Origin of the sequence: Spongiibacter sp. (assembly GCF_041602295.1) — a bacterium.
Taxonomy (GTDB): Bacteria; Pseudomonadota; Gammaproteobacteria; order Pseudomonadales; family Spongiibacteraceae; genus Spongiibacter.
In genome coordinates this window covers 37,115-50,448 of record NZ_JBFIGO010000006.1, presented here as the reverse complement: position 1 = coordinate 50,448, position 13,334 = coordinate 37,115, and the positions used below count along the sequence as shown (strand labels likewise).

14 protein-coding genes are annotated in these 13,334 nt (G+C 58.4%); 12 read left to right on the top strand and 2 right to left on the bottom strand.

Annotation, left to right across the window (positions count from 1 at the left end):
- Window positions 1-13: 13 nt before the first annotated feature.
- From ABYM29_RS02330 to ABYM29_RS02315, 4 genes are all read left to right on the top strand, one after another.
- A complete protein-coding gene (locus ABYM29_RS02330) occupies window positions 14-703 on the top strand; it encodes a TIGR04283 family arsenosugar biosynthesis glycosyltransferase (protein ID WP_372861610.1) in 690 nt (229 codons plus the stop codon).
- Window positions 704-711: 8 nt separating this feature from the next.
- Window positions 712-1,374 (top strand): TIGR04282 family arsenosugar biosynthesis glycosyltransferase, encoded by a 663-nt coding sequence (locus ABYM29_RS02325; protein ID WP_372861607.1) that lies wholly within the window; start codon window positions 712-714, stop codon window positions 1,372-1,374.
- Window positions 1,367-2,149 carry a sterol desaturase family protein gene (locus ABYM29_RS02320; RefSeq protein WP_372861604.1) on the top strand — a complete coding sequence of 261 codons (783 nt, stop codon included), beginning with the start codon at window positions 1,367-1,369 and terminating at the stop codon, window positions 2,147-2,149. Before ABYM29_RS02325 ends, ABYM29_RS02320 begins: the two co-directional genes overlap by 8 nt.
- A 108-nt stretch (window positions 2,150-2,257) precedes the next feature.
- Window positions 2,258-2,683: an MOSC domain-containing protein gene (locus ABYM29_RS02315; protein WP_372861602.1), complete on the top strand. Its 426-nt coding sequence runs from the start codon at window positions 2,258-2,260 to the stop codon at window positions 2,681-2,683.
- 25 nt (window positions 2,684-2,708) lie between these two features.
- On the opposite strand, the gene ABYM29_RS02310 is transcribed toward ABYM29_RS02315, so the two are convergent.
- Entirely contained in the window at window positions 2,709-3,500 is a 792-nt protein-coding gene (locus ABYM29_RS02310; RefSeq protein WP_372861599.1) for a crotonase/enoyl-CoA hydratase family protein, read from the bottom strand.
- A 116-nt stretch (window positions 3,501-3,616) separates the two neighbouring features.
- On the opposite strand from ABYM29_RS02310, the gene ABYM29_RS02305 reads away from it, so the two are divergent.
- The 6 genes from ABYM29_RS02305 to nadA all read left to right on the top strand — a co-directional run bounded on the left by ABYM29_RS02305 (window position 3,617) and on the right by nadA (window position 10,355).
- On the top strand, window positions 3,617-4,219 hold the full coding sequence (locus tag ABYM29_RS02305; RefSeq protein WP_372861596.1) for a TetR/AcrR family transcriptional regulator: 603 nt from the start codon (window positions 3,617-3,619) through the stop codon (window positions 4,217-4,219).
- A 310-nt stretch (window positions 4,220-4,529) separates the two neighbouring features.
- Entirely contained in the window at window positions 4,530-6,383 is a 1,854-nt protein-coding gene (gene edd / locus ABYM29_RS02300; RefSeq protein WP_372861594.1) for a phosphogluconate dehydratase, read from the top strand.
- Window positions 6,368-7,033 (top strand): bifunctional 4-hydroxy-2-oxoglutarate aldolase/2-dehydro-3-deoxy-phosphogluconate aldolase, encoded by a 666-nt coding sequence (gene eda / locus ABYM29_RS02295; protein ID WP_372861591.1) that lies wholly within the window; start codon window positions 6,368-6,370, stop codon window positions 7,031-7,033. The genes edd and eda overlap by 16 nt, the downstream gene beginning before the upstream one ends.
- Window positions 7,023-8,465, top strand: a complete 1,443-nt coding sequence (gene zwf / locus ABYM29_RS02290; protein ID WP_372861588.1) for a glucose-6-phosphate dehydrogenase — start codon at window positions 7,023-7,025, stop codon at window positions 8,463-8,465. Before eda ends, zwf begins: the two co-directional genes overlap by 11 nt.
- A complete protein-coding gene (pgl, locus tag ABYM29_RS02285) occupies window positions 8,458-9,180 on the top strand; it encodes a 6-phosphogluconolactonase (protein ID WP_372861585.1) in 723 nt (240 codons plus the stop codon). The genes zwf and pgl overlap by 8 nt, the downstream gene beginning before the upstream one ends.
- A gap of 131 nt (window positions 9,181-9,311) precedes the next feature.
- A complete protein-coding gene (gene nadA / locus ABYM29_RS02280) occupies window positions 9,312-10,355 on the top strand; it encodes a quinolinate synthase NadA (protein WP_372861583.1) in 1,044 nt (347 codons plus the stop codon).
- Between the two features lie 22 nt (window positions 10,356-10,377).
- Here the strand turns inward: nadA and ABYM29_RS02275 are convergent, their stop codons facing one another.
- Window positions 10,378-11,829, bottom strand: a complete 1,452-nt coding sequence (locus tag ABYM29_RS02275; RefSeq protein ID WP_372861581.1) for a M48 family metalloprotease — start codon at window positions 11,827-11,829, stop codon at window positions 10,378-10,380.
- A gap of 166 nt (window positions 11,830-11,995) precedes the next feature.
- On the opposite strand from ABYM29_RS02275, the gene ABYM29_RS02270 reads away from it, so the two are divergent.
- Both ABYM29_RS02270 and ABYM29_RS02265 read left to right on the top strand, forming a co-directional pair.
- Window positions 11,996-12,226, top strand: coding sequence for a sulfurtransferase TusA family protein (locus tag ABYM29_RS02270; RefSeq protein WP_372861579.1), 231 nt, complete (start codon window positions 11,996-11,998; stop codon window positions 12,224-12,226).
- A gap of 27 nt (window positions 12,227-12,253) precedes the next feature.
- The gene (locus ABYM29_RS02265; RefSeq protein ID WP_372861577.1) at window positions 12,254-13,333 is read left to right on the top strand and encodes an AI-2E family transporter; all 1,080 of its coding nucleotides are present in this window, start codon (window positions 12,254-12,256) and stop codon (window positions 13,331-13,333) included.
- Window position 13,334: the final 1 nt, after the last annotated feature.

Sequence of the window (13,334 nt, the reverse complement as noted above, 5' to 3'; positions counted from 1 at the left end):
ATGCGAGTGTCCGATGTCACGTCCGCTGTTATCTGTGGTGGTGCCCCTGCTTAATGAGCGCCCCTTACTTGACGAGGTGCTGGCTGAGGTGGCGCATTGGCAAGCGCGCTACCCGGCTGTTGAGTGGCTATTTGTCGATGGTGGCAGTCGCGATGGGTCGCGACAGTGTTTGCAGAGCGCGGAGGTAACGCTGCTTGACAGTCTGCCCGGCCGGGCGCGGCAAATGAACGCTGGCGCCGCACAGGCAGCTGGACAGTGGTTGCTATTCTTACATGTCGATACGCAGTTGAACGCTGCGGCTATCGATGCCTTGCTGGCGCTTTGTCAACGTGAGAAAACCGGTTGGGGGCGCTTTGACGTCCGCCTGCAGGGCCGCCCTGCGATGCTGCGTGTAGTGGCGCGCATGATGAACTGGCGTTCGCGTTTAACGGGCATCGCTACCGGTGACATGGGGATCTTTGTACAGCGAGATTTGTTTGCCGAGATAGCCGGCTATACTGAGCAGCCGTTGATGGAGGATATTGAAATTAGTAAACGACTGCGCCGTGAGCGCTGGCCGCATTGCCTGCCGCAGCGTATTACCAGCTCGGGGCGGCGCTGGGAAAGCCGCGGTGTGTGGTCGACTATTGCTCTCATGTGGCGCTTGCGCTTGCAGTATTTTCTCGGCACACCGGCAGAGCAGATCGCTCGCCGCTATCGCTAGGCGGAAATATGACCTATATACCAAGTATTGCGGTAAAAATTTTTGCCAAGGCGCCGCTCCCGGGAATGGCCAAGACGAGGCTCGCGCCGGCGCTGGGCGACGTTGCTGCCGCGCAAGTAGCCGAGAGTTTGCTGGCCTGCTGTGTGCGACTCAGTCGGCAGTTGCCTGCTGGGATGGATGCAGAATTTCAGCTGAGCCCGGCGCCGCAATCGGCAAGTTGGCAGGGCATTGAGTTTCTGGCGGGGAGCCGCTGTTGCGACCAGGGTGAGGGGGATCTGGGGCAGCGCTTGCTGCGCGCTGCCGAACGCGGTTTGACAGAGGCCGATGGGGTGGTCTTGATCGGTACCGATTGCCCAGCACTTACCGTAGAGCACCTGTGTTGGGCGCGACATTGTCTGCGCGAAGTGGATGCCGCATTGATACCGGCCCGCGACGGCGGTTATGTGCTGCTGGCTTTGCGGGTGGTCAATAGCAGCCTATTTTTTGATATCGACTGGAGCACTGCGCGGGTGGCGGAACAAACCCGTCGGCGGCTAAGGGCCGCCGGGTTGTCGTGGCGAGAACAGGCGCCACTGGCCGACCTGGATTTGCCCAGTGATATTGTTGAGCAGCCTCAAACCTTTATCGAGAACTGCGCGCCGTTGGCGCGATATCGGGGTGTTGATGGGTGACTGGGAAGGGCCGCTAAGGCTGACGAGCTTTGCACTGTTGTTCGCGGTGTTTGCGGCGATTGAGGCATGGAAGCCATTCCGTCCGCCGCAACACCGCCGTTGGTTGGCTAACTTGGGGCTTGCGCTGATAGGTAGTGTGCTGCTGCGCATATTGTTTCCACTGGCCGCCACCGGGGTTGCGTTGCTGGCCGAGCAGCGGGCTTGGGGGCTGTTTAATGCGCTCAATTGGCCGCTTTGGTTTAGTCTGCCTTTGTGCGTGTTGCTACTCGATTTAGCCATTTACTGGCAGCATCGGCTGTTTCACCACCTGCCCTGGTTGTGGCGCGTGCATCGGGTGCACCATGCGGATACGGCGGTGGACGTGACCACAGGACTGCGTTTTCATCCCCTCGAGTTGTTGCTGTCAATGCTGCTTAAGGCGGGGCTGATTATTGCAATGGGGGCACCAGCTTCGGCGGTGCTGATATTTGAGGTGTTACTCAATGCCTGTGCGATGTTCAACCATAGTAATTTCGTGTTGCCGCAGCGCGGGGAACGGCAGTTGCGGCGACTGTTGATAACACCGACCTTGCACCGCATTCATCACTCGCGGCGCAGCGCAGAAACCAATAGCAATTTTGGTTTTAGCGTATCTTGTTGGGATCGGTGGTTTGGCAGCTATAGCCAGGAGGCGGCTGGTGGTGATGATAGGGTGGCATTGGGCTTGCCCGGCGAGCGACAGTATGCCAGTCGGCTCGGAGTCATGCTTTGCCTGCCATTTCGGCGTGACCGTTAGGCGGGCCTGGCGGTGAATGCCCAAGGGCGGTTGTTGGCTCGCTATTTGTCAGCTTTGCCGGCAGCTCCGCTACAGTGGATTGGTGTGCGGCCCGGGCGCAAGCTGGCCATGCAGTCGCTCAGCCATGTTGAAGCGCTGGCGGGGCTGGGCTTGGAGGGAGATTGGCGCGCGCAAGGGCGGCCGGGTTCAGCGCGGCAGGTTTCGCTGATTAGCCGTGAGTTTATCGACAGCATCGCGACTTATATGGGAGTCGACGGCATCGATCCCGCACTGCTGCGTCGCAATTTACTGGTGTCGGGCATCAACCTCAATGCCCTGCGGCATCAGTATTTCCAAATTGGCGGCGCTATTTTTCAGGCCACGGCACTGTGTCACCCCTGCGGGCGTATGGAACAGGCCTTGGGGGAGGGGGCGGTGGCGGCAATGTTGGGCTACGGTGGCTTGTGCGCGCGGGTCTTGCGCAGTGGCCGCATTGCCGTGGGTGATACATTGCAGCCGCTGGCAGAGGAGGCACTACCGGGCTTGTTGAGTTGACTCAGGGCTCAGGAGGGCTCAGGGCTCAGGGCTCAGGAAAGGCACCGTGGCGACCCCGGCCCTCGCGGAAGGCCTCGGCGCCGCTGAGTGCCTCGCCGCTGTCTAGGCTGTGTCGGCCGAGTTGAAATTCGCGGCGCAGTGCTTGATTTTCACTGAGTGACCACTGCTCGATAGCACTGCGTCGATCGTTGCGTAAGCACTGCTGGGGAAAGCTGGCGAGCTGTCTAGCCAATTGTTCTGCTTGTTCCAACAGTTGTTCACTGGCCACCACGCGATTGACTAGACCAAAAGCCAAGGCTTCTTGGGCGTCGACGGCGCGGCCGGTAAGAATCATGTCCATGGCGCGGCTGTGGCCGATAAGCCGCGGTAAGCGCACACTGCCGCCATCGATCAGCGGCACGCCAAAGCGTCGGCAGAACACGCCAAAGACGGCGCGTTCACTGGCTACCCGCAGGTCGCACCACAGCGCCAGCTCTAAGCCGCCGGCGACGCAGTAGCCGTCGACTGCGGCAATGACCGGCTTGTCCAGCTGCAGGCGGCTGGGCCCCATGGGCGCGTCGCCACTCTCCTGAAGGGGATTGCGCCGATCGATATCACCACTGGCAAAGGCTTTTAAATCCGCGCCGGCGCAAAAATGCTCGCCATCTCCGCTGAGAATGGCAACTTTTAGCGTGGGTTCATGGTCAAACCGGCGCAGGGCCGCTGCCAGCTGCACGGCGGTGGGGCCGTCTACGGCATTGCGCAGTGCTGGGCGGCATAGGCGGATGTGGCAAATATCGTCGATACACCGGTAGGAAACGGGGGGCTGGCCGCTCATAGGGGCTTTTCCTTATATTTTATAGGTATTTAAGCCGGATATTAGCTTAGTGGCTTGTATATTGCGCGGCGGCTCGGGTGTAATGAGCTGAGACGATATCAATGGAGTGAGTAATCGTGGCAAGACCGAGAGTAAGAGAAAAATTATTGGATGCGGCCTATGCGCTGTTCCGCGATGATGGCGCGGCAGCACTGACGACGCGAGGCGTGGCCGCGAAGGCGGGTACCACGGAAGCCAGTGTGTTCAATAATTTTGGTGCTAAAGCGGGCTTGTTGCGCGCCCTGGTCAATGAGCGCCTGCCTCAGCTGATCGAGGCAAAGGACTGTGTTAAGCATGGCGACACCACAGATCTGCGTCTGTGGTTAGAGCAGGTATACAGCAGTGCCGAGCAGTTTTATATTGCCGTTGCGCCACTTACGACCCCGTTTTGGGTGGGGAATATCCACGATAGCACCGGCGATGTCCTTTCTGAGATTTTATTCCCAGTACACAGCGTGCTGTGTGAGCGTTTACAGGCTTTGCAGCAGAGCGCGAAAATTTCTCCGTCAATCGATACCCACGCCGTTGCTTCCCTGCTGATTGGTGCAGCCTTGCACAACGCGCTGAATGTCATTGCCCGCGAGCTGGTGGGCTCTGATGGCAGTCAACTCGAGCGCGGCACTGGAAATGCGGCGTCGAGCGCTGTGGTAGACCAGGTCTACGGTATTTTAACTACCTGAGTGCTGGCAGAGTGGCGAGGGACGCCACTTGTACGCCATCAAGGCTCGGCGGTAACGCGTTCCCGGCGTTGTTGCCCCAACGTGTTTTTCTTGTCGCTACGCTATCTGCTCGGTTGGCTTGAGCGGTCTGCGGGCGCTCCCCAAACATGGCGAATAGCCTGCGTGCAGGCTCCAGCAGTGGGGTTGAATACGACTGGTAGCTACCTTGCCAGGCAACTATAGTCATCAGTAGACCGTCAGCTGTTCAAGCCTGTTGTGGCGGTGATTTGGCGGCTGGGCAAGATGCCGGTCAGCGCCAAAAGGAGGGGCGATGGCATCCTTACATCCCGAGTTGCAGCGCATTACCGAGGCGATAGACCGTCGCAGTCGCAATACTCGCAACAGCTATTTGCAGCGTCAGCGACGTGCCGCGGGCTTGCAGGCCGTTCGAGCACAGCTGAGTTGTGGCAATTTGGCCCACGGGTTTGCCGCCTGTGGAGAAGATGATAAATCGCGGATTCGCCTAATGCAGGCGGCAAATGTCGGTATCGTCACCGCCTATAACGACATGCTGTCGGCGCACCAACCCTACCGCGACTATCCTGAGCAGATAAAGCGGGCTGTTCGCGCCATGGCTTGTTCAGCACAGGTGGCAGGAGGTGTGCCGGCGATGTGCGATGGTGTCACACAGGGGCAGGCTGGCATGGAACTCAGCCTGTTTAGTCGCGATGTCATTGCCCAAGCTACCGCGGTGGCACTGTCGCACCAGATGTTCGATGCGGTGCTGTGCTTGGGTATTTGCGACAAAATAGTGCCGGGGATGCTGATTGGCGCCCTGCACTTCGGTCATTTGCCGGTGATGTTTGTGCCGGCGGGGCCGATGCCTAGCGGTCTGCCTAATCGGGAAAAGCAGCGTGTGCGACAACTGTTTGCCGAAGGCAAGGTCGGGCGCGAAGCGCTACTGGCCGCCGAGGCTGAATCGTATCACTCGGCGGGGACCTGTACGTTTTACGGTACGGCCAATAGTAATCAATTGCTGATGGAGGCGATGGGATTGCAGTTGCCCGGTGGCTCGTTTGTCAACCCGGGCACGCCACTGCGCGAGGCGCTGACGATAGAGGTGGCACAGTATATCTGCAAGATTAGTCGTGTTAGCGGTCGTTGTCGGCCGCTGGCTGAAGTGCTGGATGCGCGCAGTATGGTCAACGCGATGGTGGTGTTGCTTGCGTCTGGTGGCTCTACCAACCACGGTATACATCTGCCGGCGATTGCGCGCGCTGCCGGGCTGCTGATCAATTGGGATGACCTCGATGCGCTCTCCAAAGTGGTGCCCCTGTTGGCGCGGATTTATCCCAACGGGGAGGCGGATGTTAATCACTTTCACGCGGCGGGGGGCAGCAGTTTGCTGTTTAGGCAGTTGCTGGATCTGGGTTTGCTGCATGGTGATGCCCGCAGTATGTGGGGGGAGTCGATAGCGGATGCGGCTCAAGAGCCGTTTTTGCACAGCGGCAAGCTAGGGTGGCGGCCCGGCGTTGGACAAAGTGTCGACGACACGGTCATCGCTTCGCCAGAGGCGCCCTTTGATCGAGAGGGCGGCTTGCGATTGCTGCAGGGCGAGCTGGGCAGAGCGCTTATCAAGGTGTCTGCGGTGGCCAGGGAGCATCGCTGTATTCGTGCGCCGGCGGTGGTGTTGGCGAGTCAAGATGCCTTGCAACAGCAATTTGATGCCGGCGAGCTGAATCGCGACTGTGTTGTGGTGTTGCCTTATCAGGGCCCCCAAGCCAACGGGATGCCAGAGTTGCACAAGCTGACGCCACTGCTTGGCGTATTGCAGGATCGCGGTTATCGGGTGGCAGTGGTCACTGATGGCCGTATGTCTGGTGCCTCTGGCAAGGTGCCTGCGGCCATTCATGTCAGCCCTGAAGCCGCGGCAGGGGGCAGCATTGGTCGCGTGCGCGACGGTGACGAAATGGTTGTGGATGCTGAGCGCGGTGAGCTGCGCTGCTTGGTGGACGCCGACGAGTGGGCGGCACGTTTGCCACAGGGGGCGGTGGAAGATAGCAGCGAAGGTGTGGCGCGGGAAATGTTTGCCGGTGTGCGTCAGCGGGTGAGCGGCGCGGAACAGGGCGCCTCGGTGCTGTTTGTCGGGCTGCCGAATGGGGAGGGAGAATGCATCAGTTACTGAGTGATATTGTAGGCCGGGCGGCTGTTTTACCCGTGCTAAGTATCGATCGCGTCGAGGCGGCGATTCCCTTGGCCATCGCTCTGCGCGATGGCGGTTTGCCCGTTTTAGAAGTCACCCTGCGTACCCCGGCGGCGATAGAGGCCATTGACCGTATTCGCCAGCGAGTGAGTGGCGTGTGTGTGGGGGCCGGTACGGTTATCAGCGGCCACGACGTGAAGCGCGCCAAGGCTGCGGGCAGCGAGTTTTTGGTAGCGCCGGGTTGCAGCGAGGGCTTGTTAGCGGCCGCACTGGACAGCGATTTGCCATTTATGCCAGGCGTCGCAACAGCCAGTGAGGCGATGCGTTGTTTGGAACGTGGTCTGCGTATCTTGAAGTTTTTTCCCGCTGAGGCCAGTGGTGGAGCAGCGGTGCTGCACGCGCTTGCCGGTCCGCTGCCAATGCTGAGTTTTTGTCCTACTGGAGGAATTTCTCTGGATAATATGGCCCCGTATCTGGCGCTGCCATCGGTGGTGACCTTGGGCGCTTCCTGGGTGGCGCCGCCAGCATTGCAGGCGGCGGGTGATTGGTCGGCGATTACTGAGCGGGCGCAGTTGGCGAGTCGGCGCGTGCAGGCGTTGCGCGCTGCAGCGGAGGCCGGCGATGGACGGTGAATGCGACCTGGTGGTATTTGGCGCGGCAGGGGATCTGTCCGGGCGCAAGTTGTTTCCCGCGCTGTTCCAGTTGCATTGTGCGGGCCTGCTAGCACCGCAGTCGCGGATAGTTGCGCTGGCGCGCCGTCCGCAGACTCAGGAAACGTTTGCCAATGACTTGCTGGAGCGCCTCGGTGGGCTGGCGGAGAGTGCTGACGAGCAGTGGTCGAGTTTCACTGAGCGCTTGCATTACTGCTGTTTGGATTTTAATGATGGCAAGCAATACGCTCTGCTGCGCACATTGTTAAAGCCGGGGCGCCGGGCGATCTATTATTTGGCGACACCGCCCAGCTTGTTTGGTGCGATTTGTGAGAAATTGAGTGCTCAACAGCTGATCGATGAATACAGTCGTGTGGTGCTGGAAAAACCGATAGGGCAAGATCTGGCATCGTGTCGGGCAGTGAATGAAACGGTAGGGCGGCTGGTTGCTGAGGAGAATATCTACCGTATCGACCACTATCTGGGGAAGGAGACGGTGCAAAACTTGTTGGTACTGCGGTTTGCCAATCGCTTTATCAACACCCAGTGGGATCAAAGTTGTATCGACCACATTCAGATAACGGTGGCCGAAACGGTGGGAATTGAGGGCCGCTGGTCTTACTACAATGAGGTCGGGCAATTGCGCGATATGGTGCAGAACCATTTAGTGCAGCTGCTGTGTCTCGTGGCGATGGAGCCGCCTAATGCGATGACGGCAGAAAGTATCCGCGATGAGAAGGTGAAAATTCTGCGGGCCTTGCGCCGCATTGATGCCGCTAGCGTCTCCGCTCATGCCGTGCGAGGGCAATACGCTCAGGGTTGGTATCGCGGTAGTGCCGTGCCGGGCTATCTGGAAGAAGAAGACTGCACGGTAGGCGACAGCGATACCGAAACCTTCGTGGCAATCAAGGCACATATCGACAACTGGCGCTGGGCGGGGGTGCCGTTTTATTTGCGTACCGGCAAGCGCCTGCCGGAAAAGCTCACGGAGATTGTGATCACCTACAAGAGTCTGCCGCACAATATTTTTTCTGCTGGCGACAATATCCCCAATAGACTGGTTATCCGCCTGCAGCCCAATGAGGGCATAGCGATGCAGATGGTCTCTAAGTTACACAGTTTGAAAAACAAGATGGCGCTGGTGCGGCAAAACCTTAATTTGGATTTTTTAGGCTCTTCGGGGATGAGTCGTATCCCCGATGCTTACGAGCGCCTGTTTTTAGATGTGATCAACGGCGATCCGTCGCTGTTTGTCGGTCGCGAAGAGGTGGAAGAGGCCTGGCAGTGGTGCGATGCACTGATTGCGGCCTGGGACGCCCAGGCCATGCCGGTTTCCCCCTACCATGCGGGTTCCTGGGGGCCGGCCAAGGCAGAGTTATTGATCGAGCGTGACGGGCGTAGTTGGCATGAATGAGCATCTACTTGAGCGACGACTGAATCAGGTGGGTGCGCAGTTACTGAGCTTCAGCTGCCGGGAGTCCCTGGCGCAGGCATTGTGTGATGATTTGCAAATGAGCCTCAACGCCGCGCTGGAGATCCGCGGCGAGGCCTCGCTGGTATTGCCGGGTGGCAGCACGCCCGAGCGCTTGTTGGAGCTGCTGTCGGTCTGTGGCCTCGATTGGTCGCGGTTAACGGTGACCTTAAGTGACGAGCGCTGGGTGTCGACGGATAGCGCGGATAGCAATGAGTGGCAGTTGCGCCGGCAGCTGTTGCGCGGCGCTGCTGCTGAGGCTAGGTTTGTGCCGCTCAACTTGGCGGCTGGCAGCGTTGAGGAGGCCGCTGAACTCGCCGGGCAAGCGTTGGCGGCGCTTCCGCGCTTTGACTGTGTGGTGCTGGGGATGGGCGGCGATGGTCATTGTGCGTCGCTGTTTCCGGATAGCCCTGAATTAGCACAGGCGATGGCCATGCGCTCGCGGCGGGCGTGTGTGGCGCTGACTACACCAGCGAGCCCCTATCCGCGCTTGACGCTAACACTGCCTCGCCTGTTAAACAGTGAGCACGTGGTGGTGTATATCTGTGGCGAAGAAAAGCGACATGTGCTGGAGCGCGCCCTGTTTGCAGACCCTGCGCCGCCAGTTGCGGCACTGTTTGGCCGCGGCACCCCGGTGTCGGTGTATTGGGCGCCCTAGTGGCGCTGGAATTGTGGCGGGCAGAGGCGCAAAATAGTGCTGAAGGCCGATGGCGTGCCGCAGATCTGGCTTTGCGGGGGCAAGTATTGTTAGAATCGGCCGCTTTTCATCCTCTGCACGGGGAAATGATTTTGGCGGAACAGGCAATTTCACAACAGCTGGTGCGCGAGCACCTGGCTAAGCTTAACGAGCCATCGGCGCTGTCGGCGGCGGAGCGACTGGCCCTGCGCGAACGTATCAAAGCGCTGCTCAAGGCCCGTGACGCGGTGCTGGTGGCTCACTATTACACAGATCCTGAGATTCAGTCGCTGGCCGAAGAGACCGGTGGCTGTGTGTCTGATTCCCTGGAAATGGCACGTTTTGGTCGCGACCACCCGGCATCGACGCTGATTGTTGCTGGTGTAAAGTTTATGGGTGAGACGGCAAAGATTTTGTCGCCGGAAAAAACCGTGCTGATGCCTACCTTAGAGGCGACCTGCTCGCTGGACATTGGTTGTCCGGCCGATGAGTTTGCCGATTTTTGCGATCAGCATCCCGATCGTACCGTGGTGGTTTACGCCAATACCTCGGCGGCGGTTAAAGCCCGTGCCGACTGGGTGGTAACGTCAAGTATCGCGCTGGATGTGGTGGATCACTTGGACGCCGAGGGGCAGAAAATTCTGTGGGCGCCGGACAAGCACCTCGGTGACTATGTGCGTCGCGAAACCGGCGCCGACGTGCTGCTCTGGGACGGTGCCTGTATCGTTCACGAAGAGTTTAAGGCCCAGGGGATTCTCGATCTCAAAAAGGTATACCCAGACGCTGCTGTGCTGGTGCACCCGGAGTCACCGGCCAGCGTAGTGGAGCTGGCTGATGTGGTGGGTTCGACCACGCAGATTATTAATGCCGCCCGCGACTTGCCCAATCCACAGATGATTGTTGCCACCGATCAGGGGATTTTCTACAAGTTGCAACAACTGGTGCCGGATAAGGAATTTCTGATTGCGCCAACTGCGGGCAGCGGTGCCAGCTGTCGCAGCTGTGCCAATTGTCCGTGGATGGCGATGAATGCCCTGGATAATCTCGCCGAGGTCTTGGAGAAGGGGGGCAATGAAATCCATGTCGATCCCGCTCTGGGAGCGCAGGCGATGAAGCCTCTGATCCGTATGCTGGATTTTGCTGCCGCCAGGCGTTGAGTCGATCTTTTACCAGGGGCGCCTAGCGCCCCTGCAGTTCTTTTAATTGTTTCTTCAGCTCGTCAATATCCCGCAAGCGCTGGGTGATTTTTCCCTGTAGTACACGGTTGTTACCGCTTTGCTTGTGGGCGTAGTGCAGTTGGCTGGCAGCGCGTTCAAATTGGGCATTGAGAATAAAGTATTCGGCGCGGGCCAGGTGGACGCCAAGGATGTTGCCGGCCAGTCCGCGCACTTCGGCCAACTGATACCACAAGTGCGGGTCCAAGCTGCGCTGCTCGCTGTGCTCGCTAAGCAGCTGGTCGGCGCTGCGAAAGCGCTGGGCTTGTTGCAGGGCCTTGGCCAGATGCATGGTCAGCGGGTGGTTGCCGGGACTGAGTTCAAGGGCGCGCCGCAGTATGTCGATGGCCTGGTCGGTGTTTTTCTGGCCCAGCAAAATATCCGATCGGGCAATGATATAGGCAACGCGTTGGGGGTCGTCTTTAATCAACGCGTCCAGTTGAGTGCTGGCTTCTTGCCAGCGCTCTAACTTGCTCAGCGCCAACACGATGCCATAGCGTCGGGCTTCGCCGTTGGCCCCTGTCTCGTTTTGCCAGCGCTGTAACAGGCTTTCTGCCTGTTCGCTATGGTAGACGGTGGCGCGCATCTTCATCAGCTGGAAGCTCAGGTTGTCGGTGAATACCTTGCGGGGGTAGCTGCGCGCGCGGTTTTTGCTGTCGCTGATCCGGCTTTCGGTGAGCGGGTGGGTCAACAAAAATTCTGGCGGTTTGGCGCGGGCATAGCGCAGATTGCTGTTCATGTTTTCAAACATGGACGGAATGCCATTGGGGTCCATATTGGCGCGTGCCAGGGTTTCCATGCCGACCCGATCGGCTTCTTGTTCGTGTTCGCGGCTGAAGCGCAATTGATTTTCTAAGGCGGCTGCCTGACTGGCGGTAATGGCGGCAATGCCGGCATCGGTGCTGGTGGTGGCGGCGATAATAATGCCAGCCAACATGCCTGCCATACTGGGAATGCTGGCTTCTCGCGCCTTATCGATAGATCGACTGAAGTGGCGTTGGCTGAGGTGGGCAATTTCGTGGGCGAGCACGCCGGCAAACTGCGCTTCATTGTCGCTGAACAAAAACAAGCCGCTGTGCACGCCGATTACACCGCCCGGCACCGCAAAGGCGTTGATCGTATTGTTGTCGACAATCACCGTTTCCAAGAGCGGCTGTTTTAATTCGCTGTTTGCGGCCAGCTTGTAGAGCAGTGACTCAAGATAGCTTTGTAATTGCGGGTCGGCCAACGTTTTCACTTGAGTGCGAAACATTTTTAGCCACATGCGGCCGAGTTGGTATTCCTGTTTGGCGGAGTAGGGCGAGGCACTGACCTCACCGAGTTCGGGCAATTGATTGCCGGGGTCGCGACTGGCTTGGGCCAGGGCGGTAGTGCACAGCAGGGCGCTGCAAAGTGTAATCAGGAACTGTCGTAACACTGCGTTGTCCTTGTAGGTGGCCGCGGCGGCGCGCGCTTTTGCTTAATCGATCATACTAGAGTGCAGGGTGTCAGACCTAGTAATGCAAAAAAAGTGCGGCCTGGAGCTATTCTTAGCAAGGCCGTGCTCAGGCTATACTGCCGGCCTTTCGCGAAAGGGGTATGCTATGACCGAGATACACAGTCGAGTCGATGCTAGGCAGTTGGACTGTCCGCTGCCACTGCTTAAGGCCAAGCAGGCGTTAAACCGTATGGGAAGTGGCGAAGTTTTAGAAGTGCTGGCTACCGATGCCGGTTCGCAGCGCGATTTTGCGGTATTTGCCCGGCAGAGCGGCAATACCTTGCTTCAGCAGAGTGAACAGGCGGGTGAGTTTCGTTATTTGCTGCGCAAGAAGTAATCACCACAGGGAGTTAGGGGCGGCGGCATGCTGAAGATGGTTCGCAATTGGTTTAATCGTATCTTCGCGGAAGAAGAAACGGTGGTGCTGCTGATTATTCTGGCGGCGATATTGCTGTTGATACTCAGTATTGGTCATGTACTGATTCCGATTATTGCCAGCGTGGTGCTGGCCTTTATGATGCAGGGCATTATTGCCCGGATGTCGGGGCTGGGGGCGCGGCGTTGGTTGGCAATTGCGGTGGCCTACGGGGTTTTTCTCACCGTATTTTTCGGCGTGTTGATGCTGCTGCTGCCCTTGGCGTGGCAGCAATTGGTCACCTTGATTCAGGAGTTGCCGACCATGCTGCGCAAGTTGCAGCAGGCGCTGATGGTGTTGCCCGAGCGTTCAGAACTGATTAGCGAAGAGCAGATACGCAGCTGGATGGCGGCGGCCAGCAAGGAAGTTGGTTCACTGGGCCAGTATTTGGTGTCTTTTTCGTTGGCGCAGCTTCCCAACTTGGTTGCGGTAATGATCAACATCGTATTGATTCCGATATTGGTATTCTTTTTCCTCAAAGATAAGCAGTTGATCCTGGATTGGTTGGCTGGATTTCTGCCGCGTCGTCGCCCGCTGCTGACGGCTGTCTGGCTGGAAATGAATGATCAGGTGGCTAACTATGTGCGTGGCAAGGCCATTGAAATCGTGATTGTAGGCGTCGCGTCGTACCTCAGTTTTAGCATTTTGTCGCTTAACTATGCCGCCTTGCTGGCGTTGCTGGTGGGCCTGTCGGTGGTCATTCCCTATATCGGCGCTGCGGTTGTTACTCTCCCTGTGGTATTGGTTGGTTACCTGCAGTGGGGCTGGGGCGGAGAGTTTTTTACCCTGTGTATCGTCTACGGTGTTATCCAAGCGCTGGACGGCAATGTGCTGGTGCCACTGTTGTTTTCTGAAGCGGTGAATATGCACCCGGTGGCGATTATTGCTGCAGTGCTGGTTTTTGGCGGTATTTGGGGGATGTGGGGGGTGTTTTTTGCCATTCCTCTGGCGACCTTGCTCAAAGCCATTCTCTACTCGTGGCCGCGGCCGGCCAATAACAACGATGGCGCGGATCAGGCGCCACTATAAC